The organism is Chryseobacterium sp. MYb264, assembly GCF_035974275.1.
Lineage (GTDB): Bacteria > Bacteroidota > Bacteroidia > Flavobacteriales > Weeksellaceae > Chryseobacterium.
On sequence record NZ_CP142422.1, the window covers coordinates 2,266,445 to 2,290,253 of the forward strand.

Annotated in this window: 14 protein-coding genes; 10 read left to right on the forward strand and 4 right to left on the reverse strand. The window is 36.0% G+C overall.

Annotation, left to right across the window (positions count from 1 at the left end):
• Positions 1 to 119: 119 nt before the first annotated feature.
• Together VUJ46_RS09660 and VUJ46_RS09665 are read right to left on the reverse strand one after the other, a co-directional pair.
• Positions 120 to 1,637 carry a RagB/SusD family nutrient uptake outer membrane protein gene (locus VUJ46_RS09660; RefSeq protein WP_326984773.1) on the reverse strand — a complete coding sequence of 506 codons (1,518 nt, stop codon included), beginning with the start codon at positions 1,635 to 1,637 and terminating at the stop codon, positions 120 to 122.
• Between the two features lie 10 nt (positions 1,638 to 1,647).
• Positions 1,648 to 4,566, reverse strand: a complete 2,919-nt coding sequence (locus VUJ46_RS09665; RefSeq protein ID WP_326984774.1) for a SusC/RagA family TonB-linked outer membrane protein — start codon at positions 4,564 to 4,566, stop codon at positions 1,648 to 1,650.
• 1,001 nt (positions 4,567 to 5,567) lie between these two features.
• On the opposite strand from VUJ46_RS09665, the gene VUJ46_RS09670 reads away from it, so the two are divergent.
• The 3 genes from VUJ46_RS09670 to VUJ46_RS09680 all read left to right on the forward strand — a co-directional run bounded on the left by VUJ46_RS09670 (position 5,568) and on the right by VUJ46_RS09680 (position 8,893).
• Positions 5,568 to 6,398, forward strand: a complete 831-nt coding sequence (locus VUJ46_RS09670; protein ID WP_326985088.1) for an IS5 family transposase — start codon at positions 5,568 to 5,570, stop codon at positions 6,396 to 6,398.
• Positions 6,399 to 6,586: 188 nt separating this feature from the next.
• On the forward strand, positions 6,587 to 7,654 hold the full coding sequence (locus tag VUJ46_RS09675; protein ID WP_326984775.1) for a hypothetical protein: 1,068 nt from the start codon (positions 6,587 to 6,589) through the stop codon (positions 7,652 to 7,654).
• A gap of 975 nt (positions 7,655 to 8,629) precedes the next feature.
• On the forward strand, positions 8,630 to 8,893 hold the full coding sequence (locus tag VUJ46_RS09680) for a hypothetical protein (RefSeq protein ID WP_326984776.1): 264 nt from the start codon (positions 8,630 to 8,632) through the stop codon (positions 8,891 to 8,893).
• 249 nt (positions 8,894 to 9,142) lie between these two features.
• Here VUJ46_RS09680 and dnaK read toward each other — a convergent pair whose 3' ends face one another.
• Complete coding sequence (gene dnaK, locus VUJ46_RS09685; RefSeq protein WP_326984777.1) at positions 9,143 to 11,035, reverse strand: molecular chaperone DnaK; 1,893 nt, start codon at positions 11,033 to 11,035, stop codon at positions 9,143 to 9,145.
• Between the two features lie 783 nt (positions 11,036 to 11,818).
• Between dnaK and ppk1 the strand changes: the two genes are divergently transcribed.
• From ppk1 to VUJ46_RS09720, 7 genes are all read left to right on the forward strand, one after another.
• Positions 11,819 to 13,891 carry a polyphosphate kinase 1 gene (ppk1, locus tag VUJ46_RS09690; RefSeq protein ID WP_326984778.1) on the forward strand — a complete coding sequence of 691 codons (2,073 nt, stop codon included), beginning with the start codon at positions 11,819 to 11,821 and terminating at the stop codon, positions 13,889 to 13,891.
• The gene (locus VUJ46_RS09695) at positions 13,888 to 14,772 is read left to right on the forward strand and encodes a Ppx/GppA phosphatase family protein (RefSeq protein ID WP_326984779.1); all 885 of its coding nucleotides are present in this window, start codon (positions 13,888 to 13,890) and stop codon (positions 14,770 to 14,772) included. The genes ppk1 and VUJ46_RS09695 overlap by 4 nt, the downstream gene beginning before the upstream one ends.
• 737 nt (positions 14,773 to 15,509) lie before the next feature.
• Positions 15,510 to 16,181: an NAD-dependent epimerase/dehydratase family protein gene (locus VUJ46_RS09700; RefSeq protein WP_326984780.1), complete on the forward strand. Its 672-nt coding sequence runs from the start codon at positions 15,510 to 15,512 to the stop codon at positions 16,179 to 16,181.
• Positions 16,178 to 16,318 (forward strand): hypothetical protein, encoded by a 141-nt coding sequence (locus VUJ46_RS09705; protein WP_326984781.1) that lies wholly within the window; start codon positions 16,178 to 16,180, stop codon positions 16,316 to 16,318. The genes VUJ46_RS09700 and VUJ46_RS09705 overlap by 4 nt, the downstream gene beginning before the upstream one ends.
• A gap of 203 nt (positions 16,319 to 16,521) precedes the next feature.
• Entirely contained in the window at positions 16,522 to 19,563 is a 3,042-nt protein-coding gene (locus VUJ46_RS09710; RefSeq protein ID WP_326984782.1) for a choice-of-anchor I family protein, read from the forward strand.
• Positions 19,564 to 19,966: 403 nt separating this feature from the next.
• Positions 19,967 to 21,463, forward strand: a complete 1,497-nt coding sequence (locus VUJ46_RS09715; RefSeq protein WP_326984783.1) for a tail fiber domain-containing protein — start codon at positions 19,967 to 19,969, stop codon at positions 21,461 to 21,463.
• A gap of 118 nt (positions 21,464 to 21,581) precedes the next feature.
• Positions 21,582 to 22,295, forward strand: a complete 714-nt coding sequence (locus VUJ46_RS09720; RefSeq protein WP_326984784.1) for a barstar family protein — start codon at positions 21,582 to 21,584, stop codon at positions 22,293 to 22,295.
• Positions 22,296 to 22,332: 37 nt separating this feature from the next.
• Here the strand turns inward: VUJ46_RS09720 and VUJ46_RS09725 are convergent, their stop codons facing one another.
• Positions 22,333 to 22,935 carry a response regulator transcription factor gene (locus VUJ46_RS09725; RefSeq protein ID WP_326985089.1) on the reverse strand — a complete coding sequence of 201 codons (603 nt, stop codon included), beginning with the start codon at positions 22,933 to 22,935 and terminating at the stop codon, positions 22,333 to 22,335.
• Positions 22,936 to 23,809: the final 874 nt, after the last annotated feature.

The following is a 23,809-nucleotide window of genomic DNA, read 5'->3' on the forward strand; positions in this document are numbered from 1 at the left end:
ATCTTCAGGTCTGCATTATCTTTAATTGAAACTTAATTTAAATAAAAAACGCTACAAACTTTCGTTCATAACGTTTAAACTATATAAGTTACATGTGATTAAAGTATCAATACTGATTGTTAAGGATTTTGCTCATATCCTGCCACCTGAATCTGTGATAAAGGGATCTGATATAAATAATCATTGGTTGTGATGGTATAATTATAATTAAGATCCGCAGCTGCCTGATTAATCACGGAAACGGCGATATTCCAACGTACTAGATCGTGCCAGTAAACACCTTCGCCTGCAAATTCAATTCTTCTTTCTTTACGAAGTGCCGTGGTAAAATCGCTGCTTGATATTGAAGCTGAAAGTGGTGATAAACCTGCTCTCTGTCGAATTCTGTTCAATTGTGCAACTGCCGTGCCCGTATTTCCCTCGTTGTTTAAAACCTCAGCGTACATTAGAATAACATCTTCATAACGAATGATCGGGAAATTAACCGGCCAATCGTAACGGTTCGTTAAAACAGCCCCTGCTTCACGGAATTTGATAAAATAATTGGCAAAATCCGGTTGTCCGTTTTGCGCAATAAACTGGGTTTTAAGCGTAACTGCTTTTCTTAAATCCCCCGGTTCATACGCATTAATTAAAGACTGGGAAACGCCCAGTTCATTAGCGCTGTATAAACTTCCCTGTGCATTGTACAAAGGATCTGCTGTTCCGAAAGTGGGCGAAACATAACTTGGCAGATAAGAGCCCTGTGATACACCTCCACTGATATGCTGAATCTCGAAAATATGATATTTATTATCGTTGGCACTTTTAAACAAATCAGCATAAGTAGGTGCAAATGTTACATATTGACCTTCACCCTGGATAACCGTAAACAAATGATCTTTGGCTTTGGCAACATAGCTGCTGTTGTTTAAAGGATAGCCTGATCCCGTTAGGTAAATTCGTCCCAGCATGGCATGCGCTGCCGACTTTGTGATTCTGCCTTTATTTTTAGCATCATAGGTATTCTTTAAACCGGCAACAGACGCTTCAATTTCTGAAGTCACGAAATCATAAAGTGTTGCCAGATCTGTCCTTGGAATGGAAACAGCTTCCTCGGGACTTACCGGTTTATCGATTAAAGGGACTTTTCCGAAATTTCTCATCAGCTCAAAATATGCGTAAGCTCTTAAAAAGCGGGCTTCAGAGCGATATTGTTCTCTTGTTGCATTATCTGCAAACGGAACAGCATCAATTCTTGCTAAAATTGTATTGGCATACGTAATAAGCTCATAGGCATCTTCCCATAGTACTTCGACTTCTTCAGTGGATGAAGTATCCTGAAAACGGTTAATCGCATAATAATCCCGGTTTCCGTTTTGGGTAAGTGCCGTAAAGTTATTGGAACGAACTTCTGATGCCAATAAATAGAAATTGACGTCAAATCCTCCTCGGGAAGAAGCGTTAACCATTGCAGAGTAAACACCTGTCAATGCCTGACTGATCTGTAATTCTGTGGTATAAAAAGAAGTCTGGGTAATATTATTTTCAGGTTCCAGCATCAGATCTTTTTCACAGCCTGTCATCGCAGACAGTACTGCTCCAAAGAATGCTATTTTTCCGAATGTTTTGATATTTTTAAAGTAAGAAATTTTCATTATTCAAGATTTAGAAGTTAAAGTTTAGCCCCAGCATATATACTTTCGCATTGGGATAGGCTCCGTAATCGGTACCGTCTGACTGAACAGATTCCGGGTTATAGCCCCCATAGTAGTTATCTTTTCTCCAGACATTTTCTAAACTGGCATAAATTCTGAGATTGGTAATTTTTAATTTACTGGAAAGATCCTGAGGGAAGGTGTATCCCAGTGTTATATTTTTCAACTGAATATAAGTGGCGTCATACAGCCATCTTGTATCCAGTAAACTTCCCGTGGTTCCATCCAGTCTCGGGGTTTTTCCGTCACCCGGATTTTCATCGGAACGCCATCTGTTGGCCCAATTCCCCATCACGTTGGTTGTTGTTCCCATACCTGGTCTATCGATTGCACGACCTAGCAAAGCATAGCTGTATCCTCCTTTCTGTCCCTGGAAAAATATCGACAGATCCCAGTTTTTATAGGAAAAAGTATTTGTAAGTCCCCAATAATAATCCGGTGTCGGACCTCCGATGATGTGACGGTCTTTTTCATCAATAACTCCGTCTCCGTTTACATCTCTGTATTTTACATCTCCCGCGATCGCTCCTTTTGTCTTAGCCACATTTGCATTTGCAATATCTGCCGAAGACAGAACGCCGATGGCCTCATAAAGATAGAATGAATTCAGCTCCTGCCCCACCTGTATGATGTTCGTACTATTGCTGAAACCTGTATAAATAGGAGCATTGTCGCTGCCTAACTGTAAAACTTTATTATTATTGAATGCAATATTGGCTGAAGTATTCCACCTGAAGGTACCCACAATGTTTTTCGTGTTTACATCCAGTTCCAGTCCGCGGTTCTGCACCGAGCCAACATTCTTCCACATCGTCGTATATCCGGTGACAGATGGAATAGGTAACTGCAACAAAAGGTCGTTGGTTTTTTTGATATAGTAATCAGCAGTAAAATCGATTCTGTTGAATAGACCCAATTCAAAACCAAAATCCGATGACTGTGTTTTTTCCCAGGTAAGATTAGGATTAGGAATTGTATTTGGAATTAATCCGTTGTTTAAATTTCCTCCAAAAGAATAATTTCCTCCGGCCAAGGTACCAAACGCCCGGTAATCCCCAATGGAATTGTTTCCGTTTTCTCCCCAGCTGTATCTTAGTTTCAGGTTACTTAACCATTCCTTATCTTTCAGGAAGTTTTCCTGATCTATTTTCCAGCCGGCTCCAAATGCTGCAAACGTTCCCCAAAGATTATTCCATCCAAATCTTGAAGAGCCATCTCTACGGATACTGGCTGATAGCATGTATTTCTTTTTATAATCATAGTTTACACGGCCAAACATGGAAATCAACATCCATTCTGAAGCCGTATATTCAGAATTAAGCACAGAAGCGGACTGTGTAAAGTTAAAGGTCTTTAAATCATCATTCGGAAAACCTTTATTTCGGTTGTACTGCGTTGTCGTTCTGTAATTTTCAGCACTGTACCCCGCTAAACCATTGATACTATGATCGCCAAAATTCTTTTTATAATTTAATAAGGCTTCTCCCAAATACCTGTTGTAATTTACTGTTCTTCGGCTCCCGATACTTACCTGCCCCGGAATATTGGTAATAAGGTCAAAAGTTGGAGTATAGCCATTATTGATATTAAAGTTGTTAGTGGCTCCTCCGGAGATTTTCAAATTTAAATCTGGCAAAATGTCATAAGACATGTATAAACTAGACAGTAATCGGAATTCGTTGGTGTTGTTAGTGGTATTCTCCATCACACCAATCGGGCTTTGAGTAGAACCTGCCCATCGGTATCGGGTATTTTTCCAGAAATTGGTGTAAAGACCTGCGCCAAGTTCCGCAACAGGAACCATAGAAAGCATTTTATGCGCTAAATTATCTTTTCCGTCCACAGAAGCTCCGTAACTTTGGGAATAGCTGGGTCTAAGGGCAATGCCCATCTTCCATTTATCTGAAATATTTACGTCGACAACCGCACTTAAATTAAATCGGTTAAAACCCGTATTGATTGCCAGACCCTCCTGATCAAAGTAAGCCCCTGAAACCATATACTTTACATTTTTATTTCCTCCACGAACTGATAACTGATAGCTCTGAATAGAGGCCGGACGGTAAAACGCGTCTTGCCAGTCGATACTTGCCACCTGATTAGTTCCCCATCTCGGATCAATCATATTGGCGATATTGGCCAAATTGTAATCGGTTGCATTAGCTAATTTAAAATAATTGGCTCTTACCTCATAGCTGTCCGATGCGGAATGTCCCGGTGCCAGAGCAACCCAATTTTTATTAATGGATTCAGTGGCATAGTCAATCCACTCTGCACTGGTCATGATATCCAGCTTCTTTTCGATCGTCTGAACCCCGTAATATTGTGAAAAACTGAATAACGGTTTTCCGGAAGCCCCTTTCTTAGTCGTGATAATCACAACCCCGTTGGAACCTCTAGATCCGTACATCGCCGTAGAGGCAGCATCTTTCAATACATCAATGGACTGGATATCATCCGGTGAAACATTCGCCATATCGTCTACCACCATTCCGTCAACCACATAAACAGGAGAATTACTTGCCGAAATAGACGCTGTACCACGCACACGTATTTCCAGAGGCTCACCCGGTTTTCCTGTTGTGGCACGGGTTTTAACCCCCGCAATCTGACCCGTTAATGCCTGATCTGCTCTTGCAATCGGACGGTTTTTAAAGCTTTCGGCACTTACTCTCCCCACAGAACCTGTAACCTCACTTCTTTTTTGTGTACCATAAGCAACAATAACAACCTCCTCAATATCTTTCGTTTTAGAATTGGATTTTGTACTATCCTGGCTCTTGGCCATACCAGAAGCCTGTTTTTCCTGCGCGAAGATAAAACCTGTGGTACTTAACAAAATACCTAAAGTGACTATAGATTTCTTCATTCTATGATTCGTGATTATTAATTATTTTAAAATATTCTTTCTTACAATTGAAAGGCATGAAAAATAAGTAGGAAAAAGACATGATATTTTTCATATTTTCGTTTTTATAAAAGTATACTTATCACGAATTTCTGCTATCCTGTAGTCACCTGTTAGTATTTTCGGTTACCTAAATATTATGAAATAATTAAATTTTGTTGATGTTTTTAAGTTGAATTGTTTTAACATCTGAGGATAATATTCAGTAATTATATACTTGAGCATACCCAAGCAAAAAACTTAATCGTACCGAACTGATGTTAAACAACACATGTATTATCAGTACGTTACAGTCACGAGTATAAAAGCAGAGATTTAATACCATTTTATCTTTGAAATTTCCTTTACATTATTTAACTCCTGCGGGGTTATAACATCATTAAATACTTATACATCAGGTTTGACCCGACGCTACTGATATTTGATTTATTAAGATAAATTCAAAAAGAAAACGGTGATATTAAATTTCAAATTTTGTGATGAAAGATGGGTAAAAATTGTAATGAATAAATTAATTGAAATAATGAATAAATTAAAACCAAAAAAAACCTATAATACAATAACTTACAAAAAAAATAATGAATTTTATTTTAATTAAATACTAACCCCATTGACTGAAAAAATAAAGAAGTTTAATTTAACACTATTTAAACCTTTAATTAACTTAAATTAACTCATAAAAAAAAGATTATCGCAACTTTTACTTCATTTCCTTTTACCAAAAAAGACAGTAAAAAGGTAAGAATTAGGATATATTAACTTTTTGCTATTAAAATTTATGATTTAAATTAAACTTAAAAAAACATGATAAGCGATATCAGAACTGATGAAAAAAAACGATTAAAAATTTGTTTGACAGACATACAATAGAATATAATAAACGAAGTCATTTAAACTTTTAATATAAAAAACGGCTTGTTTATTTTTGTGTTGCGAAACATAAAAAACAAATCAAGCCGATGATGTACCAAGTACTAGACAAAGATATAATAGAAAATGAAATAGTACCTAATCTTCCTAAGCCAAAACGAGGATTTTTTCCCAAAGCCCCTCTTGCTGAAATAGTAAATTGCATATTATACAAACTGAAAACAGGGGTTCAATGGGCTTATTTACCTGTAAAAAGTCTTTTTGCAGAGAATGTTTTGACCTATCAAAGTGTTTTCTATCATTTTCGTAAATGGTGTGTAAAAAATATTTGGCAAGATTGCTGGATAAAGCTATTATCAAAAAATAAATCGAAATTAGATTTATCCAGTGCAGATTTAGACGGGAGTCATACATCAGCATTACGGGGAGGAGAAGAGGTCGCTTATCAAGGGCGTAAAAAGAGAAAGACCACTACTTCGCTTTATTTTACAGATAGACAGGGACTTCCTTTAGCAATGTCAGACCCTATTGCAGGAAATCATAATGATCTGTATCATATTGAAATCTATTTTGATCAGATCACTCAAACATTAGAAAAGGCAGATATTGCTGTAAAGGGATTATTTATGAATGCTGATGCAGGGTTTGATGCTCAAAACTTCAGAAAGCATTGTGAAAATAAAGATATCATGGCAAATATTGCTTTCAATAAGCGTAATGGCTCAGACACAGACGAGATTTATTTTGATGAGCTTTTATACCATCAAAGATATACTATAGAAAGAACAAATGCTTGGTTAGACAGCTTTAGATCATTGCTCAATAGGTTTGATACTACTGTATCTAGTTGGAAATCTTTTAATTATTTAGCATTTATGGTCATTGCACTAAGAAAGTTTTATAACACAAAAAAGTTTAAATGACTTCAACATAAAAAAAGCTTATCCCCTATATGATATGTTTGCCATATAGAATTTTATCTATTGTTCTGTCGATCTATATCTACATCTATTACTTGTAGATAATTCTATAATATTATTCCTTTGTAGAATAATCCTTATTATTTTAAACAATAAAACAAACCATGAAAAAAAAACTATTATTCTTAAGCATGTTTTTTGCATCTTTTTTCAATTCCCAAGTAGGTATTAACACTGCCAATCCGCACACCTCTTTAGATATAGTAGGTAACGCAGATTCCACTTCTTCCAAGGATGGAGTAATGGCTCCAAGATTGACAAAACAACAACTAGCCTCAAAAGATTCAGGTACTTATTCAACATCTCAAATGGGTGCAATTGTATATATAACAGATATTACAACACCTACAGGAGTTATTCCTAGTCTTTCTCAAACAACGGAAATTAATTTACCCGGTTACTACTATTTCAATGGAACGACTTGGAAAAACATGAATGACAGTGCTTTAAATATTTACAACTCTAATGGATCACTTACTGCAGATAGAACTGTAACACAGGGAACACAAACTTTATCTTTTACAGGAACAGTAGCAAACTTATTCTCTGTAGATGGAAATACATTGTCAATAAATGCAGCTAATCACAGAGTTGGGATTGGAAACACAGCTCCTTCCGTAAAACTTGACATCAACTCTGGAGGAACTTCAGCATCTCCAGTACCAGCCATTAAAATTGTAGATGGTTATCAAGCGGCTGATAAAGTTTTGATGAGTGATGCTAATGGTGTTGGCGTTTGGCGAACACCAGCTTCTATAAAACCGACCGCAACTGGTATATTTCCAACCTCTGAAATAGTAACTAATTCTAATGGATCAGGCGTAAGATACTTAGGAGTCTATATAGACCTTACTCAAGGGAAATGGGTGATAAATGCTGGTTTAACTTTATTTAATAATACTTCCTCCTCAAGATACTGGCTTCACTCTTATCTTTCAACTTCTACAACAGCCATTGCACGTTCAGGATTTACACACTTAGGACCTGCTGGTGGCGGAACAAGCTTTGCAGGTGTGATCATTAATGGTGGAGGAAGTGACAATGATAATACACTTAATTTTTTGAGCGGAAGTTCTGTAATTAATGTGACAGCAGCCACTGTGCGAATTTATTTACTATTAGAGAATAAGGCAGCCAATCTTTGGAGATATAGTACTACAGCTCAGGAAAACTATTTTTATGCCGTTCCCATTAATTAAATAATCTTCCATTATAAACAATGTCTTCTCTTATTTTTGACGACTGCTAAAAACGATTCTAAAAACACAACGAGTCCGTCTTACAATTAGTATAAACGGACTCTTGGAGTTGCTAACTTTGTTAGGACACAATTCTTATACTCTTTATCTTTAAGAGTATGAGAAAGATCAGAAAAAATTTTAGATGTATTTTTTGCCACGAATGCGCGAATATTTTATGTCCCCACAGATGGCCATATTTTCAGAAGATATCGTTGATTTTCTTTGCTTCGCCTTTCCGGTCTTTTATAAGTAAAACGGCTTGGTGAGACTTAAAACGGGAGTTTTGAAAAAACTTGGTGGGGCTTCGTGTTCAATATGTAAAGTGTAAGGAAAAGAATCCGCTTCATTTGCAAAATCTACGAGAGCAAAAAATTTCATCTTAGAGGCTGTTTAAATTTTATTGCTAAAAATTTTTATAGCTATTTTGAGATGGATTTTTTGCTTCGTGTTTGCAGATTTAGCGGGCTAAATCAAAAATAGGAAGTGAAAAATACGCTCAAAAGAGCATCAAAATGGAGCAAAGATCAACTTCATTAAGGATAATAAATAAAACGGTAAAATTTTAAACAGGCTCTTATAGTATCTAAACTTTTTTGCCTAGTCCCCAACTTTTGTACTTGATTGCATATTATAAAAACTGAAAACAGTTGTCCAATGGGCATATTTATCTGTAAAAAGTCTTTTTGAAGAGACTGTTTTGAGCTATCAAAGTGTTTTCTGTCATTTTCGTAAATGGTGTGTAAAAAATATTTGGCAAGATTGCTGGATACAGCTATTATCAAAAAATAAATCGAAATTAGATTTATCCAGTGCAGATTTAGACGGGAGTCATCGGCATTACCGGGAGAAGAAGAGGGCGCTTATCAAGGGCGAAAAAAGAGAAAGACCAGTACTTCACTTTATTTTACAGATAGAGAGAGACTTCCTTTAGCCATGTCAGACCGTATTGCAGGAAATCATAATGATCTGTATCATATTGAAATTTATTTTGATCAAATCACTCAAATATTAGAAAAGGCAGATATTGCTGTACAGGGATTACTTATGAATGCTGATGCAGGATTTGATGCTCAAAACTTCAGAAAGCATTGTGAAAATAAAGATATCAGGCTAATATTGCTTTCAATAAGCGTAATGGCGCAGATACAGACGAGATTTATTTTGATGAGCTTTTATACCATCAAAGATATGCTATAGAAAGAACAAGCTTGGTTAGACCGCTTTAGATCATTGCTCAATAGGTTTGATACTACTGTATCTAGTTGGAAATCTTTTTAATTATTTAGCATTTATCGTCATTGCACTAAGAAAGTTTTATAACACAAAAAAGTTTAAATGACTTCAATTAATAAAACGTAAAATTGGTAATATCAAAAAAAGAAAAACCGCTATAGACATTTGTCCATAGCGGTTTTTTATGTTTTAGTGATTATTACTAATCAGTAATTACTTGACTTCTTCGAAGTCCGCATCCTGTACATCATCTGCACCACCTGCACTTCCTTCATTCTGAGTTCCTGCATCAGCACCCGGCTGTTGACCTTGTGCATACATTTCTTCTGAAGCTGCCATCCAAGCGGCATCTAAAGCTTCTGTTTTAGCTTTTACATCATCAGAATTTTTAGCTTCAAAAGCTGTTTTCAATTCTGCATGAGCTGCTTCAACCGCTGCTTTTTTGTCTGCTGATAATTTATCTCCAAATTCTTTCAATTGTTTTTCAGTCTGGAAGATCAATCCGTCAGCTTTGTTGAAAATTTCAACTTCTTCTTTTCTTTTGTTATCTGCAGCAGAATTTTCCTGAGCTTCTTTTTTCATTCTTTCAATTTCCTCATCAGAAAGTCCTGAAGAAGCCTGAATTTTAATATTCTGCTCCTTACCTGTTCCTTTATCTTTAGCGGATACATTCAAGATACCATTCGCATCGATATCGAAAGTTACCTCGATTTGAGGAACTCCTCTTGGTGCTGGTGGAATATCAGAAAGGTCGAATCTACCGATTTCTTTGTTATCGTTAAACATTGGTCTTTCTCCCTGTCCTACTCTGATGCTTACAGCCGGCTGGTTGTCAGAAGCTGTAGAGAATACTTCAGATTTTTTAGTTGGGATGGTAGTGTTGGCTTCAATTAATTTAGTGAAAACAGAACCCATTGTTTCAATACCTAGAGAAAGCGGCGTAACGTCTAATAAAAGAACGTCTGTTACATCACCTGTTAATACACCTCCCTGAATCGCAGCACCGATGGCTACAACCTCATCCGGATTTACCCCTTTTGAAGGCTTTTTACCGAAGAATTTTTCAACTTCTTCCTGAATAACAGGGATTCTTGTAGAACCTCCTACCAAAATTACTTCATCGATATCTGAAGTAGATAAACCTGCATCTTTCAACGCTTTAGCAACCGGTTCCATCGATCTTCTTACTAAATCAGCAGCCAACTGTTCGAATTTAGCTTTAGTTAAAGACTTCACTAAGTGCTTAGGACCTGTAGCCGTAGCAGTAATATAGGGAAGGTTGATTTCTGTTTGTGCAGAAGAAGACAATTCAATTTTAGCTTTTTCAGCAGCTTCTTTTAATCTCTGTAATGCGATTGCATCAGATTTTAAATCAACACCTTCTTCAGCTTTGAATTCGTCTGCCATCCAGTTGATGATCACATCATCAAAGTCATCACCTCCTAAGTGAGTATCACCATTTGTAGACAATACTTCGAATACACCGTCTCCTAAATCAAGAATAGAGATATCGAAAGTACCACCTCCAAGGTCATATACTGCAATTTTCTGATCCTTGTGAGCTTTATCTAAACCGTAAGCTAATGCTGCAGCTGTTGGCTCGTTGATGATTCTTTCTACTTTAAGACCAGCAATTTCACCCGCTTCTTTAGTAGCCTGTCTTTGTGCGTCATTGAAATAAGCAGGAACAGTAATTACCGCTCTTGTTACTTCCTGACCAAGATAATCTTCGGCAGTTTTCTTCATTTTCTGAAGGGTCATTGCAGAAATTTCCTGTGGCGTATATTCTCTATCGTCGATTTTTACTTTTACCGTGTCGTTTGGTCCGGATACTACTTCGTAAGGTACTCTTGAAATTTCTTTAGCATCTTCTTTGAAGTGTGTTCCGATAAATCTTTTAATAGAGTATACGGTTTTTCTTGGATTTGTTACAGCCTGTCTTTTCGCAGGATCCCCTACTTTTCTTTCACCATCTTCTGTAAATGCTACAATAGAAGGAGTCGTTCTTTTTCCTTCTGCATTAGGAATAACAACAGGGTCTTTTCCCTCCATTACAGCAACACAAGAGTTGGTTGTTCCTAAGTCAATTCCAATTATTTTACTCATAATATTTATATTTTTTCTAATTTTTAAATTATTTTACATTCAGTAATTCTCAATATCTGTACCATTCAATTTTTTATGACAAATTGACAGAATAAAATAAAAAACCCCGATGTAATCGGGGTTTAAAAACACAAATACTATGAAATAATTTCACTTATTTCCCTATGAATTTCATCAATTTAACATCATTTTTGTGACGGTACATTCTGACATCATATCGTCCGCTTGCCAAGTCTTTTGTATCAATTATGTCAGTTTCTGTTTTCAGTACATATCCTCTTCATCAATCCTTCTTCAGCATTAAAAATTTCCCTCCCACTTATATTAAATCAGTTCATGAGTTAATTTCTAAAGACTATTTTTGTCTGTCAGAAAATTTCTGCGCCATACTTCCGGCATCTGTCGTCGGCTTTGGAAAACCCCTTCATTTTCCGGTCTGTTCTGCATGCTCTTCGTCACAAAATCTACATCGTAAAAAGCGTGATTTTCATTCCCATGATTTCATGTCTTTTACACCTTAAATATAATTGATTTTTATGTGATGAAAACACCTCTATTACAGAAAAACGGGAAGCGTAAACAAAATAATTCCATTAATATAAAATTATTCACTAAAGGTTAAATTTCCCATTAGTTTTTAATAACTTTATTCAATTATAAATAAAAATATAACTCACACGATCATATCTTATTTAACATATTAAAATTTAATTAAAGCTTAACGTTAAAAAAGCCCTGTGAGACACGATGAATCACTACTTTTGATAAAATATAAACTAACGAATGTCATTACATTTTAACCCGAGAGATATTACCTGGCTAGCCTTCAATGAGAGGGTTTTACAAGAGGCAATGGACGAAAAGGTTCCTTTGCATTTAAGAATAAGATTTTTAGGAATATTCTCTAACAATCTGGATGAATTTTTCAGAGTTCGGGTAGCAGGATTAAAGCGTGCGATGGATTTTAAGGAAAAAGTAATTGCGGAATCCTTTTATCAGCCCCCTTCCAAGATCCTTCAAAAAATCAATGATATTGTCATCAGCCATCAGCAGAATTTCGATAAAACCTGGAGAAAAATCCAGAGCGAAATGGCTGAGCATAAGGTGTCCATTAAAACTTCCAAAAATTTAACGGCAAAACAGAGGGAATTTGTAAGAACTTATTTTGATGAAGTGGTGGAATCTAATGTAATTCCGATCCTGCTTCATGAAAATACGCCCATGCCCTATATGAGAGATAAGAGCCTTTATTTAGGGGTGGCAATGAGGAAAAAGGACTGGCAGTATTCCAGCAATTATGCGATCATTGAAATTCCGTCCCGTTTTGTGGGGCGATTTGTTCTACTCCCAACCGAAGATCCGGAGGAGAAGAACGTGATGCTTCTGGAAGATGTCATCACCTTCAATTTACCACATATTTTTTCTTATTTTGGCTATGACGAATTTTCGGCCAATGCTTTTAAAGTCACTAAAGATGCAGAAATGGATCTGGACAACGATATCCGGACCAATTTCGCAGAAAAAATAGAAAAAGGGTTAAAAAACAGGCGAAAAGGAAAGCCTACCCGTTTTGTGTTTGATAAAGACATGGATAAAGCATTACTGGAACTGCTTATCCGAAAATTAAATTTAACAAAAAAAGACAGCATTATCCCGGGTGGGAAAATTCATAATTTCAAGCATTTTATGGATTTCCCAGATGTTTTTGAAAAATATGAACGTCCTGTTGAGAGAACTTCTTTTACACATCCTGCATTTGAACATGGCGAAAGAGTAACTGATGTTATTTTAAAACATGATGTCTTGCTCACTTTTCCTTATCATAAATACAATCCGGTGATTGATCTGCTTCGGGAGGCAGCAATGGATCCTGATGTAAAATCAATCCAGATCACCGCCTATCGTTTGGCAAGCAACTCAAAGATCAGCAACGCTTTAATTTATGCAGCAAGAAATGGCAAGGAGGTGACCGTCATGCTGGAACTGCAGGCAAGATTTGATGAGGAGTCCAATCTGGAGTGGAAAGAAATGTTCGAACCCGAAGGAATTACCGTTTTAATAGGTCTTCCTGAGAAAAAAGTTCATGCTAAATTATGTATCATTAAAAAGAGGGCCAACAACAAGACCATTCAATATGGCTTTGTGAGCACGGGTAATTTTAATGAAAAAACAGCAAAAATTTATGGCGATCATTTGATCATGACGGCAGACCGGGGGATCATGGCAGATATCAATAAAGTATTCAATGTATTAAAAAAACCGAAAGAAGATTACCTTCCCGTTTTGAAAACTTGTAAAAATTTATTAGTTTGCCCCCAATTCATGCGTGAAAAGATCGTTCACCACATCGATAAAGAGATTGAAGAGGCCAAAGCAGGAAGAAAAGCAGAGATGATTATCAAAGCTAATTCTGTAAGCGACAGGGCTTTGATTGAAAAATTATACGAAGCGGCAACCGCGGGTGTGGTGGTAAAAATGATAGTGAGGGGGATTTACTGTGCCGTAAACCAAAAAGAGTTTAAGGAAAAAATAAAAGCCATCAGTATTGTTGACGAATATCTGGAGCACGCGAGAGTGATGTATTTTTACAATAAGGGAGCCGAAGACATGTATATCTCCTCTGCTGACTGGATGACTAGAAATCTGGATTACAGAATTGAAGCAGCCGCCAAAATAACAGATAAAAGTCTTAAAAAAGAACTAAAGGACATCCTGGATATTCAGCTTCACGATAATGTAAAAGCCCGTATTTTAGATAAAAAATTAAGCAACGAATACATCAGCAACGACAAAGAAAAATGTCGCTCTCAAATTGAAACTTATACATATTTAAAAGGTAAAACGAAAGAAAAATGAAAATCGCAGCCATCGACATTGGGAGTAATGCAGCCAGATTACTTATTAATGAAGTTAAAATAAACAACAGACAACCGGAATTTATAAAGCTTAACCTTTTAAGAATCCCACTGAGGTTAGGGATGGATGTATTTACCCTTGGAAAGATCGGCGAACAGAGAGAAAAAATGGTTCTCGACTCCATGAAAATCTTCAGTGATCTCATGAAGATTTATAAAGTAGACCATTACAGAGCCTGCGCGACAAGCGCCATGCGCGACGCTTCCAATGGAAAAAGTATTATCGAAGATGTAAAGAAAACAACAGGAATTGATATTGAAATTATCTCCGGAGACGAAGAGGCTTCCCTTGTTTTTGAAAATCATGTTGCAGAAGGGCTTGACAAAGAATTCGCTTATTTATATGTAGACGTAGGCGGCGGTTCTACAGAGCTTACCTTCTATGAAAACGGCAAAATGAAATATGAAAAATCCTTCAATATTGGGACTATCCGCTTGCTGAATAACCTGGTAACCCCGAATAACTGGCAGGAAATGAAGGAGGAAATCAGAAAAAACATCAACAGTAAGAAACCGATTGTTGCCATTGGCTCCGGGGGAAACATCAATAAAGTTTTTTCAATGAGCAAAACCAAAGACGGCAAGCCAATGTCTCTTTCCCACCTTAAAAAAGTATACAAGGAATTCGACCTCCTTTCCGTAGAGGAGAGAATGACAAGGTATAACCTTCGTGAAGACCGGGCTGATGTATTGGTTCATGCCCTTAAAATTTATAATAATGTCATGTCATGGTCGGAGATTAACCGGATATTTGTTCCGAAAATTTCCGTTGCCGATGGGTTAATCCATAATATTTACAGCAAATTACAGGATAAAAAGTAATTTCACCCTGTAGAAAACTTTGAAAACCGGTCGTTTCGATCGGTTTTTCTTATGTTCAGAAGGAAAAGTAAAACCTGCATACACCCGGCTTACAGAAGTTATACCGTTTTCTTTTTGAATTTAACCTTCATAAAACCCAATGAATACCTACTCAATAATGTTATACCCCTTCAGGAGTTGAATAATGTAAAGGATATTTCAAAGATAAAATGATATAAGTAAGCCCATCCTATTCCCAATCATATAAACTTCGGATATACACTTTTTTTTTCAGAAGCTCTTTCCAGCTTTCCACTGTATCTTTTGGGTTCATCCTCCGCTTTGCTCCAGACTCACCCAAAAGGATGCCGTTACAATCTGGGCTAGGAAATGGAATCGTCAATTTTACTTTGTCCGTGATGTAAACATGCAGTAAGAGATACCTCTGGTAAAAATTCCCCTTCTTTGAAGGGTGGATTTTTGAATCAGCAAAAAGACAGGGGTAGTTTAATTATTATAAGAAAATGGAAAGTAATAATAAAACCACCCCGTCAAAAATTCTTACGAATTTTCGCAACCCCTCCAAAGGCGAATTTTTGTAGGATGAAATGTATTTAAGAAAGAAATATTCAAAACAATTAAAAAGTAGGTTTTTCATTTTGTTCAGAATAACAGCGTTGATATTTTCTAAGAAATAAAAAAAGTGTATAATTTTTGCTACCACATAAAGTAAAAGGTAAAGATTAAACGTCAACAGAATGAATAACAAAGAAGAAATGGACTCAATCAAAGTAATTCTCACAGGAGCAACAGGAATGGTAGGTGAAGGTGTTTTATTGGAATGCCTTGAAAATCCGAATGTTTCAGAAGTTCTAAGTGTCAGCAGAAAACCTTCAGGAAAAAAACACGCTAAGCTGAAGGAATATATTATTCCGGATTTCCTGGAAATTGACCTTCTGGATGAAAACCTCAGAGGATACGATGCCGTTTTCTTCTGTGCCGGAATAAGCAGCCTTGGAATGAACGAGGAAGACTATACCAAAATTACCTATGACACCACGCTGCATTTCGCCAAAGCCGTACTCAACCAAAATCCGGATATGGTTTTCAACTATGTTTCAGGCGCGAGTACCGACAAAACGGAAAGCGGAAAAATGATGTGGGCAAGAGTAAAAGGTAAAACCGAAAATACCCTTAGAAAGCTTGGTTTCAGAAGTGAATACAATTTTCGTCCGGGGTTTATGAAACCTGTTGAAGGACAAGAAAATATAAAATGGTTCTTTAAACCACTTATTTGGATTTTTCCACGTATATTACCTTCAAAATCTTTAACTTTACACGAGGTCGGGAAAGCGATGATCAATGCCGTGCAAAAGGGCTACCCAACGTCAACTTTAGAAATTAAGGACATCAAAAATTTAGCGATATGAGAGAAATGGTTAAAAGAATTGTTCTGGTAGTTTTCGTTTTATTGGTCTTGAGTGCAATTTCAGGATTTTTTTATATGCAGAAACATCCGCTGGAAAAATCTTCCAGTCCTATTTATTTAGCACATCCGGATAAATAAGCGAATCTTCGGAACACCATTTAGCCAATACCTTCATGTTTGGCTGATTTGCCGTTTCTTTAAGTTGCTATAAGCTGCTTTCGAAATTTAATTTTCATCAAAATTTCCAGAAATTACATTATTATTAAGAATTAATTAAAATTCGCTTAAAATCCTTGCAAAGTAGAAAGTTCATTTTTGCATCAATTTAATATCAAGCAAAAATGACTAATAACTACCTTTTGAAAGGTTCGTTAATTGCCGCTATCTTCCTTCACGGAGTAGCTTCTGGGCAATCCAGCCTTATTCATTACTGGAATTTTAATAACAATACTTCTGCAGCAGCGATGATGACGCCAACATCAACATTGGTAAACGGTTCGATGACCGCCGTAAACAGTGGAACAACAGAAGTAGATTTCGCAAACGGAACGGGGCAAAATTTCAACACAGAAAATTTAAATGCAAGAAACGGAGATCCTGCAGGCACGCATTTACGTTACAACTTCCCTATTAATGGTAATTTACAGTTTAATTTACCGACAACGGGATTCAATAATGTGGTGGTGAAGTTTACAACACGAAGATCAGGCTCCGGAGCGGGAACACAAACCTGGTCGTATTCTTTGGACGGGACCACCTTCCAGACCTATCAGACGATAGCCCCACAGGATGCTGCACCGCAACTGGTTATTTTTGATTTCGCAGCGATTTCAGGAGTGGCCAATAACCCAAACTTTACATTAAAAGTTGAATTCTCTGCCGGCCCCAACAACGGTACAGCAGGGAACAACCGTTTTGACAATTTTACAGTAGACGCAACAGCAATCGGAGGAAGTGACACTACTCCGCCAACGGTTGCCTACCTTCCCAACAATAACACAAATAACGCTTTAACGACTGTAAATCCTACCCTTACATTTAACGAAAATGTACGATTAGCAGACAACTCTCCGATTAACGATTCTAATGCACAAACGCTTGTAGATTTCCGTCTTGGAAATGCTTCAGGTACTCAAATTCCCTTCACAACAACTTTTTCTGACAATAAAATCACGGTTATCCCTACTTCAGGTTTAGTTCCAAACCAGACGTATTATTTGGCTTTAAAACCAAATATGGTGGAAGATTTCAGTGATAATGCGGTAACAACGGCAACTTCAACCATATTTACAACTGCCGGAACGTCTATTTCTTTAGATAAAAACTTTATCAAAGTCAATGAAAATGCAGGAACATTGGCATTTAAAATTAATGTAACCAATCCTTCCACGGCATCGGTAAATTTGGTGGCAAAACCGGCTCCATTCAGCACGGCAGACAATAATGATTTCACTTTTACCAGTCAAACAATTAATATTGTTCCAGGAACGACGAGTTATACAGTAAATATTCCTATTATTGATGATACTTTAGAAGAGCAGGAGGCCGAATATTTTGTACTCAGCCTCGAAAATCCTGCCGGAGCAACGATTTCGGGAGACAGTAATTCAACGGTTTATATTATTGACAATGATAAAGCGTCGCCTGTTCCCTCACACCAAATTCAATTAGACTATATCGGAAGTTTTGATCCTTCCGGAAACAACAGCAGCTCTACGGAAATTGTTGTTCATGATCCTACCACGCAGAGATTATTTACCATCAGTTCTCTGACAGATGTTTTTGATATTATCAATTTCAGCAATCCGAATACTCCAACGGTTATCAATACCGTAAATATGGCTGCATACGGAGGAATTACAAGTATTGCCGTGAAAAACGGAATTATTGCGGCAGCTTCTCCCAATACAGATCCTCAACAGAACGGTTCAGTTGTTTTCTTTGATATTAACGGGAATTTTCTAAAACAGGTTACCGTTGGCGCTTTACCGGATATGGTTTCTTTCTCACCGGACGGAACAAAAGTTTTAACGGCTAATGAAGGTGAACCGAATGACGCTTACACCATCGATCCGGAAGGAACTATCAGCATTATTGATATTTCCGGAGGAATTAACAATCTTAGTCAAAATAATGTGACCACGCTTAATTTCAATGCGTTTGATTCTCAGGTGGCAGCATTAACAGCAACCGGATTAAGAAAAGTAAGAACCAACAATACACTTTCTCAGGATTTAGAACCTGAATATATTACAATTAGTGCAGACAGCCAAAAGGCGTGGATCACGCTTCAGGAAAATAATGCGATTGCTGAGGTTAATTTAGCTTCAAAAACGATTACTGGAATCTGGGGATTAGGTAAAAAAGATATGAGTCTTCCAGGAAATGGTTTTGATGCTTCGGATAACAATGGTGAAGTTTTAATTGCGAACTGGCCTGTAAAAGCGTATTATATTCCTGATGCCGTCCAGAATTACAAGGTTGGAAACACCAACTATATTGTAACAGCAAACGAAGGAGATGAAAAAGATCTTTCAGGATTCAGCGAAAGAACTACGGTTGGAGCTAACGATTATACTTTAGATCCTGCACTTTTCCCGCAATCATCAACCTTGAAAGCTTCTCACAACTTAGGAAGATTCCGTGTTACCAATGCCAACGGAGATACAGATAACGATAATGAGTTTGAGGAAATCAACGCTTTGGGAGCCCGCTCCTTCTCGATTTTCAATGCTGACACCAAACAAATCGTTTACGATAGTGGTGATAAATTTGAAAGATATATTGCAGCTAACCATCCGTCGATCTTTAATGCCGATAATGAATCGAACACTACAAAAAGCAGAAGCCGTGCAAAAGGCCCTGAGCCGGAAGGTGTTGCTTTAGGAAATATCAACGGACAGACGTATGCTTTCATTACTTTGGAAAGAACCGGAGGTGTCATGGTGTACAACATTACCGATCCGACGAATCCTACTTTCACAGATTACAAGCACTCTCGTATGACTTCGGCGTATGGTGGTGATAATGGCCCGGAAGGAATTATTTATATCGCACCGGAAAATACTACAACCGGAAAAGGATATGTGGTCATTGCCAACGAGATCAGCGGAACATTGTCGATGTACGAAGTAGCAACTCCAAGTTTGGCAGCCGGAGAAGTGAAAACGGAAAAATCGACTTTCAACGTATTCCCGAATCCTGTAACAAAAGGTAATTCTTTGTATTTCAACAGAGTACAGGATTACGAATTGTATGATATGTCCGGAAAATTAATCGGAAAAGATAAAAATGCTTTAACAATAGATACTTCAAAGCTTTCTACAGGTGTTTACCTTGTGAAAACATCTGAAGGACAGCTAAAAAGAGTTATTGTAAAGTAGAATATATTATTTAGTTGATGTAAAAGCTCCGAATTGTTCGGGGCTTTTTTTATTATTGACGATTTTAACTCATTATAACTAAAAATATTCACAAATAATTAAAAAAATATTAAAATACAATATCTAAAATCGATTTTTTATTACATATCTTTCCGATGTGAAATATGATACATTAAAAATCTATTTATCCATGCTACTTTAATGAAATCGATCTCACAATTCTTTTAATTATTATACTAAATTTGACATAAAAAAACTCTTTATCCCATTATTCCTCCTAGTTTTAGGAGGCTCATCAACATTTGCACAAGTTGGTGTTAACAAAACCAATCCGGGATCTACTTTAGACATTAACGGATCGCTAGCCGCACAATACAATGCCATTACAGCAACCAGCTATGCAATGGTGAACACAGATTATTATGTATCTTATAACGGTACGGCTAATTCTACCTTCACACTTCCCGCGGCGATCACGGGAGTTGGTAATTTTAAAGGACGTTTATATACCATTAAAAATAATACTTCTTTTACCGTTACTGTAAATCCTGCAGGCGCTGAAACCATTAATGGAAACTCTACTATTAGTTTATCTGCTAATCAAAGTGTTCAGATCATCAATACCGGACTTACAGGAGCGGCTTCAACATGGGAAGTTTTAGGATATAACAGTACTTCTTCTACGGGAGCTGGTTGTATTCCTGATTATATTTTTGCGACTATTAATGGTATACAATCGGGAGTACAAAGCAATACCAATATTAACTTTAACTTAGTAAAAGCAGGTACAGGAATCGCTTTAACTGGTGGAGTTTTCACACTAAAAGCTGGTAAAACGTACGAATTAGAAGGACATTTATTAGGGGTAAATTTCAGTAGTTCTACCGCGGGAGTTATATCAGCTTCTTGGGTAGATACAGCGACCAATACCTCATTAGCAGGTTCTACAACAGCGGAATTTTATCCTGTAACCTACACCGTAACCAATAACAGTGAAATGCCGATGTCTAAGGCTGTGATTACTCCTTCAGCAGATATTAATGTTGCTTTTCGTGTATCAGGTTCTACGGGAACTGCTGATATGAGAGGTAATCAATCGTACGCGATTATCAAACAGCTTAACGCTTGCGGCGGCGGTGGCGGAAATACCACCATTGTTAATAGCGATGTTACAGCAAGCAATGGTTTAACAGCTTCAAGCAATAATGTAAAGCTAGGTGGAACGCTTTCTGAAGTTACAACTATCACCAATGCAGGAAATAATCTTAACATAATGGGAGCTGGATCTGTGGGTATAGGTACAGCTACACCTAGTGCTAAATTAGATGTTTTAGGAGTTTTGGGAGTACAATTCGGAAGTTTTCCTAACGCAAGTAATATGAGCGCCGTTGGTTGGAACGCTATACAACCAGGAATAGGTGAAAATGAATATGTAAATTATCGAGGTACAGGTACTGGTGGCTTTAGATTCTTCACTCTTACAAGCGGCACTCCCGTAATAGGTAATTCAATAGCATTTCTTGATGCTAACGGAGCATGGACTGCAACATCTTTCAACCCTACTTCTGATGCTCGTTTGAAAAGAAATATTAAAAATGTAGAACATGGTCTTGATACTATTTTGAAACTACACCCTGTAAGCTACGAGAAAAAAACAAATTTAGCATCTACAGAGTACAATACAAAAGAAATAGGTTTCGTGGCACAGGAAATTCGTCAGGTTCTTCCAGACATTGTGAAAGAAGCAGATGATTCAAATAAATTATTATCAGTGAATTATGATTCATTAATTCCTGTTTTAACAAAAGCTGTTCAGGAGCTTAATGCTAAAGTAGATGAATTGAATTCAAAATTACAAAAGCTTGAATCTGAAAATTCTCAATTGAAAAATCAGAAATAAAATTTCGTAGATTCTGAAAACACACTTAAAATAATATTTATTCCCAATAAAAAGTCTGCTCTCTTGCAGGCTTTTTTGTTGAGTTGAAATTGTTTAATTTTAAACTTTAAATATATAAATGTTTGCTTTTTCATTAGATACAGCCAAAGACCATGAAATTATAACTTACATTAAAGATGTTAAAAATCTTGAAAATAATAAGAGAAATATTGGTTTTAGAAAATTACAATTAATAGATGTTGAGGATATTAACAAATTGGTATTTGAAATTGAGAAAGCAACGAAAATTTATAATAATCAAGGATCTATTCACCTTCTTGATAAAAATAAATCAATTATTACTCAAACATTTATTAGTAATATTAAAATTATCAAATCTCAACATAACAATATTTTATTAACTGGGCATGTTTGGCATCACCCCAAAGGCTTTCATAAATCTTGGCAAATGTTTATTAATGATGAAATTAAACAAAAAAATATTTGGGAAAAATTTCATAAAGATGAATTACAAGGCTGGTTAGTTTTCGCATTAACTTTCCAAAAAATACAAATTGATAAAGAAAATCTCGTAATTCAGCTTGATGGAAATAATTTTAATAACCTTGATGAATTCTTTTGCACACTTGGAGAAGAAGTAAATGGAATTTGCGGATATTTTGGAAGACAATTGCCAGCTTTATACGATTGTTTACGCGGAAACTTTGGCGTAAAATCATTCGAAGAAATTACTTGGCTTCATCATCAAAGAAGTAAAAAAATGTTAAAAAATAATTTTAATAAAATTCTTGATATTTTCAAGGAATTTAATATTCCTGTAATTCTAAAATAAAAATCCAGTAAATAAATTTACTGGATTTTCAATATTTTTAATGCATTTCATCATAAATCCTCACCAGATCTACTACATTTTTCACTTGCAATTTTTCGAATATTTTCTTTTTATAAGTACTAATTGTAGATGTTTTCAGATCCAGACTGTTTGAAATTTCAATATTCCCATGCCCTTCTGCAAGGAGTTTAAAAATCTGGAGCTCTCTTTTGGAAAGTTTTTCTACTGTGTTATTTTCTTTGGAAGTCAGCAGTTTGTTCATCATCTTAGAAGGATAATAATAGCCTTCATCAAAGAGCGCGTGGATGCTTTTTAAAATTTCAGATTCTGAGGCATCTTTGTTCAGATATCCTTCTACACCTTCTTCTATATACTGAATCCCCACATTTTCATCATAAATGGAAAAGATCAATATTTTAAGATTTTTCTGTTTTTTCTTAAGATCTTTTACCATCGATTTAAAAATACTCCCGGGAATATCCGTATCCAGAATAATAAGATCATATTGGTTGGCAGAAATTTTCTCTTTTGTCTCGGAATAATTTTCAGCAAAATCAATGTTACAAGGAAATTTCAGCTTCGTTTCCAACAACACTGCCGTACCCATTCTTACTACATACAGACCGTCCGCAATGAGTATATTTTCATAGTTTTAGTTTTTTCAATAATAGTTTCCATAAAAACCCGTCATCTATTTTACAGAAGGTAATTTATCCTATAAATTATTACCACAAGTCAATACAACATGTAGACCAATACCACATTTTAATTTAAAAAAATCAATATTTAAGGGACTTTCTACGATCCTGTATAAAAGTCTTTGTACAGATTTTCTCCTGACCTTATTATCAAAATCAGTAACCTGCTGTAAAAGACATTGAACATCAAAAAGAACAATAATACAACCTCACAAAGAAGTAATCCAACCTCATATTGTATTGTAAATAAATTTTTTACAAAAATAACACTAATAAGCCTCACGAAATCATAGAATTATTTCTATATGCAGGTAATAATTATTCTAACTTTTTTTTCACATTTTTAAACAAAAAAAACAGTAAGAGTATGTTTACATTTTAAGGGTATTATTTTGAAAAGGATTTTTTTTAAGATTTGGCATGCCAAAATAAAACTAAGAGGTTAAAAATGTACTTAAAAGGGCTAAAAAAAGACCAAAGATAAAGTGAAATCTTACCCTACATATTTCGATAACATTTTCAATAGATTATAAGGAAAAGGCGATCTGCGGGAAATAAAAATATTCGTGCATTTGTAGCTAAAATTTAACCACAAATCGAAGATTATCTCCTTTCAGTCGATGAATGATATTTCGACGTAGTCAAAAGTCACAAAAGTTTTTTAACACTTTAGTTATTTAAGATTAATGTTAAACTGCATAGAAGTACACCTAAGTCTTTGAAAATCTTTGATTTTCCACTAATATATTCTAAATATGTGCGATCTGCAGTGAATAAAATTCGTGCATTCGTGGCCACAATATGCAGTCCTCAATT

Coding starts and splice junctions, on each gene's coding strand:
- VUJ46_RS09675 (WP_326984775.1), top strand. CDS start 6,587: ATGTTTTTTGCATCTTTTTTCAATTCCCAAGTAGGTATTAACACTGCC.
- VUJ46_RS09680 (WP_326984776.1), top strand. CDS start 8,630: ATGTCAGACCGTATTGCAGGAAATCATAATGATCTGTATCATATTGAA.
- VUJ46_RS09710 (WP_326984782.1), top strand. CDS start 16,522: ATGACTAATAACTACCTTTTGAAAGGTTCGTTAATTGCCGCTATCTTC.
- dnaK (WP_326984777.1), bottom strand. CDS start 11,035: ATGAGTAAAATAATTGGAATTGACTTAGGAACAACCAACTCTTGTGTT.
- ppk1 (WP_326984778.1), top strand. CDS start 11,819: ATGTCATTACATTTTAACCCGAGAGATATTACCTGGCTAGCCTTCAAT.
- VUJ46_RS09700 (WP_326984780.1), top strand. CDS start 15,510: ATGAATAACAAAGAAGAAATGGACTCAATCAAAGTAATTCTCACAGGA.
- VUJ46_RS09715 (WP_326984783.1), top strand. CDS start 19,967: ATGGTGAACACAGATTATTATGTATCTTATAACGGTACGGCTAATTCT.
- VUJ46_RS09660 (WP_326984773.1), bottom strand. CDS start 1,637: ATGAAAATTTCTTACTTTAAAAATATCAAAACATTCGGAAAAATAGCA.
- VUJ46_RS09705 (WP_326984781.1), top strand. CDS start 16,178: ATGAGAGAAATGGTTAAAAGAATTGTTCTGGTAGTTTTCGTTTTATTG.
- VUJ46_RS09720 (WP_326984784.1), top strand. CDS start 21,582: ATGTTTGCTTTTTCATTAGATACAGCCAAAGACCATGAAATTATAACT.
- VUJ46_RS09695 (WP_326984779.1), top strand. CDS start 13,888: ATGAAAATCGCAGCCATCGACATTGGGAGTAATGCAGCCAGATTACTT.
- VUJ46_RS09670 (WP_326985088.1), top strand. CDS start 5,568: ATGTACCAAGTACTAGACAAAGATATAATAGAAAATGAAATAGTACCT.
- VUJ46_RS09665 (WP_326984774.1), bottom strand. CDS start 4,566: ATGAAGAAATCTATAGTCACTTTAGGTATTTTGTTAAGTACCACAGGT.